1 protein-coding gene is annotated in these 1,656 nt (G+C 45.8%); it reads right to left on the reverse strand.

The window, feature by feature from the left end; genetic code table 11:
- Positions 1 to 108: 108 nt before the first annotated feature.
- On the reverse strand, positions 109 to 1,656 hold a 1,548-nt coding region (locus A3766_RS21185; protein WP_369808648.1), incomplete at its 5' end, for an FGGY-family carbohydrate kinase.

Here is a 1,656-nt window from a genome sequence, read left to right on the forward strand (position 1 = left end):
TTTAAATTTTTACAACGGAATAAGAACAACACTGATCTTTTTTTAACCAGAAATATGAGTCTACTCTTTCATTTTTATACTGTCTACTATTGAAATACAGATCCCAAACTACTCAGGGTAACCTGTAATATCGCGAATTGTCTTATAAAGTGGTTGCAGCTGGGGATACATCTTCAAATAAACTTCTTTATACAAACGAGCATACAACTTAACTCGTTCAGGGTTTGGCTGAAACACCTTGCCAACACGCGCCATATTCTCAATGGCTTCATCGAAGCTTGCATAAACGCCTAAACCAACAGCAACATCAATGGCAGCCCCTAAGCCAGAGGTTTCATAGGTGTGAGGTCTTTCTGCAGGCATACCAAAGACATCAGCAGTTAATTGCATCGCGGCATCACTTTGAGAGCCGCCCCCCGAGACACGCAAGGTTTTCACCTTAAGCCCGTTTCGCTTTTCCAGACGCTGCATGCCTTCCTTTAAGCCGTAAGCCAAACCTTCCAGAATAGCGCGATAGATATGGGAGCGAGTATGCACATCACCAAACCCGATAATACCGCCTTTTGCCTCCGGCCCAGGGTCGCGCACACCCGGTGACCAGTATGGTTGCAACATAAGCCCCATCGAGCCCGCCGGAACCTGGTTCACCAGTTCATCAAATAACTGTTCAGGTTCTATGCCTCTCTCTTCGGCTATCTTTTGCTCTCGTAGGCCAAACTCTTTTTTGAACCAACTCACCATCCAAAAACCGCGATAAATCATAATCTCGGATGAAAAGTACTTTGGAATTGCAGCCGGATAAGCCGGCATGTATTTAATCGGTCCAATATGTTTAGAGTTAGTTGTATTGATTGTCGCTGTCGTGCCATAGCTCATACAAGCGATATCAGGCCGGTTGCCGCCAGAGCCGATAATCTCGCAGGCTTTATCAGACGCCGAGGCAATGATAGGTAAGCCTTCATCTAGCCCCAAATGAGTTGCTGCCTCTTTGGTCAAAGCACCTAATGATTCCCCAGGATCTACCAGCTCAGGTAACATGTCTTTGCACAAAGAAGGCAAAATCTTAAAACGCCAGTCTGATTCAGCAGCCCACTTTAACTTCTTATAATCAAAGGGAATGTAACCAACCTGGGCACCAACAGAGTCTTTAAATTCTCCCGTTAGCTTAAAGCTCAAATAGCCTGATAACAGCAGAAACTTATGTGTCTTGCGCCATATTTCAGGCTGGCTCTGGGAAATCCATAATGCCTGCGATTTCTCTCGAAATCGATGTACAACATCTTCAACCCCGGCGATTTTAAACAACCACTTCCAAAAACCGGGCACATCCCCTTTTACCTCTGCCCTACGCTGGTCTAGCCAGACAATGGCTGGCCTCACAGGCCTTCCCTGCTCATCAACATTAACGACCGTACCGCGCTGCGTGGTGACCGTTGCTGCAATAATCCTGGAACGATCAATATCAGCTGCAGCCCATAGTTTATCGCAAGCTTTTTTTAATGAAGACCAGTAATACTCTGGATCTTGTTCAGCCCAGCCCGGCTGGCTAGAGAAGTAAGGCTCGAGCTCTTGTTTGCCCTTAGCGATCAAATTACCTTGGGTATCAAATATTATGGCCCGAACACTTTGAGTACCGTTATCAATGGTGAAGATATA

It is taken from the genome of Oleiphilus sp. HI0132 (assembly GCF_001635845.1).